Origin of the sequence: Collinsella sp. AF36-3AT (assembly GCF_003475205.1) — a bacterium.
Taxonomy (GTDB): Bacteria; Actinomycetota; Coriobacteriia; order Coriobacteriales; family Coriobacteriaceae; genus Collinsella; species Collinsella aerofaciens_AF.
The window spans coordinates 1-2,110 of record NZ_QROZ01000020.1 but is presented as its reverse complement, the minus strand read 5'-3'; the positions used below and the strand labels follow the sequence as shown (position 1 = coordinate 2,110).

General features: G+C 60.5%; 4 protein-coding genes. All 4 read right to left on the bottom strand.

What is annotated here, in order from left to right:
- The coding region (locus DW003_RS09790; protein WP_147352202.1) for a PTS sugar transporter subunit IIC at window positions 1-575 on the bottom strand (575 nt) is incomplete at its 3' end.
- Window positions 576-633: 58 nt separating this feature from the next.
- On the bottom strand, window positions 634-1,116 hold the full coding sequence (locus tag DW003_RS09785; protein WP_117801063.1) for a PTS sugar transporter subunit IIB: 483 nt from the start codon (window positions 1,114-1,116) through the stop codon (window positions 634-636).
- A 57-nt stretch (window positions 1,117-1,173) separates the two neighbouring features.
- Window positions 1,174-1,593, bottom strand: a complete 420-nt coding sequence (locus DW003_RS09780) for a PTS sugar transporter subunit IIA (protein WP_117801060.1) — start codon at window positions 1,591-1,593, stop codon at window positions 1,174-1,176.
- 46 nt (window positions 1,594-1,639) lie between these two features.
- The coding region (locus DW003_RS09775; RefSeq protein WP_370448121.1) for an SIS domain-containing protein at window positions 1,640-2,110 on the bottom strand (471 nt) is incomplete at its 5' end.

The following is a 2,110-nucleotide window of genomic DNA, read 5'->3' as shown; positions in this document are numbered from 1 at the left end:
ATGGCGAAGCCCATGGCCGGCAGGATGTTGGCGGCAACGCCAAAGCCAGCAAGGACAAAGTCGGGGATAAAGTCGAGCATACCCTGGATAGCGTCAGCACCCAGATAGAACGACAGCGAGCACAGCAGGAACGCCATGATGCAACCGGTGGAACCGATCAGGAAGTGCATCGCATAGACGCCCTTAAGGTTGCCCTGGCCGGAGAAGACGTCGGCGCGGTCGACCAGGATCGGCAGGGCCGCGTTCAGGATGTTCTTCATGGCAAGGCACAGCGTGGCGATGGGCATGGCGAGCGCGATGGCTGCCTCGGTGCTCTGGCCCAGCTGGATAGCGAAGGCGCAGGCGAGCACGCCGCCGATCGTCTCATCAGGCGGCACGTAGGCGCCGATGGAGATCGAGCCCATGAACAGCAGCTCCAGGCTCGCACCGATCGCGAGACCAGACTGCAGGTCCCCCAGGACCAGGCCCACGAGCGGGCACAGGACGATGGGACGGAACGCGTAGAGCGTACCGAGCTGGTAGTCGAACTTACCAAATGCGGCGATAAGTCCGATGAGGATTGCTTGGGTAAGCATACATCCCCCTTTCCATATAGGACACTACGAAGAGCTCAGACTCTTCGAATTCAAACGCCTAGAGCACGCTTGCGCAGTCGACCTTGGGGTCATCGGCCAGAGGACGGATCTCGACCTCAACGCCACGATCCATCATCTCGCGCACATCGGCTTCCTCGGCCGCGGTCAGGAAGATCTGACGAGAGACCTGACGAGCATCGGGGCGCTTCTCATCCTTCGGCTTGGTGTTGCCCAGGTTGACCGACTTGATCTGCGGGCAGCCCTCAACAAGCTGCTTTGCCTCAGCGATGGTGGCGACGCAGATGATCATCTTGTACTTGTCAGTCACGCCCGAATTGATAGCTTCGATGGCATGCTCCATATCTTTAATGACGAGCTTGCAGCCGGCAGGCTTGCCCATCTTGAGTGTCGTCTTCCACACCGGGTCGTTGGCGACCTTATCGCCCACGCAGAAAATGCAGTTGGAGCCAAGGCCCTGAACCCAGGAAACTGCGACCTGGCCATGAAGCAGGCGATGGTCAACGCGAAGTAGCTGAATCATAATGTGACCCCCCAAAGGTCTTGCGCCGTCTTACGGCATGTCAATAGGTGCTGCGGATTAGAACTCTTCCTCCTCGTCGTCATCGACCAGCAGGTCGTTGACAAACTTCACGCGCGTATCGTCCGCAGCGACGATGGTGCGAATCGTCTCCTCAACCGGCGCCGACTCTTCAGAGAACAGCAGCTGGATGAGCAGAGGAAGGTTCATGTTGGTAACGAGGTACGTGCGGGGACGTGTCTGGACGATCTTGGTGAACTCGTTGTTGACGCTGCCGCCAAAGAGGTCGGTGCAGACAACGACATCGTCGTCGGCAGACATGCCCGCCAGCAGTTTTTGGGCCTCCTCGGCCACGTCCATGCGGTCATCGACGAACATCGAAAGATCGTGGACGTTGTCGCGCGCGCCCGAGAGCAGCTCGACGCTCTCCTTGATGCCGGTAGCGAAGTGCGCATGGCTGGCGATGATGTACTGTCTCATTCTGTGTTCCTCTCAATAGCCCGGCACGTTCCCGCACCCGTCTTCTTTAGTAGTCGAACTGGTGGTAGTAGCGGCGGTACTTGAGGTTGTGCTTGGTGACCGTCTCGTAGTAGCGGGCCAGGCGGTCGGTCACGAGCACCGTCAGGATCCACGGGGAGACGATGACGCGGAACTCGTCGTCAAGGCCGGGGATCGCGAACTCGGCGGTGTCGATGACGTTGATGTCGGTGTCGCCGGTCACGCCGCGGGTCAGGAAGGCGCGGACGCGCTCGTCGAGCCTGCGGTTCTCGTCCTCGCCCATGAACAGGAAGACCGGGACGCCGGGCTCCACGAGCTCGAGGGTGCCGTGGAAGAAGTCGGCCGAGGTGATGTAGCGGGTGCGCTTCCACTGCATCTCCTCCAGGATGCACATCGAGAACAGGATCGTCTCGCCCCACAGGGCGCCCGAGCCGATGAACATGGTGTAGTCGGCCAGCGCGTACTTCTTGGCGAGCTCCTCGGCGCGCGGCTCGAAGCG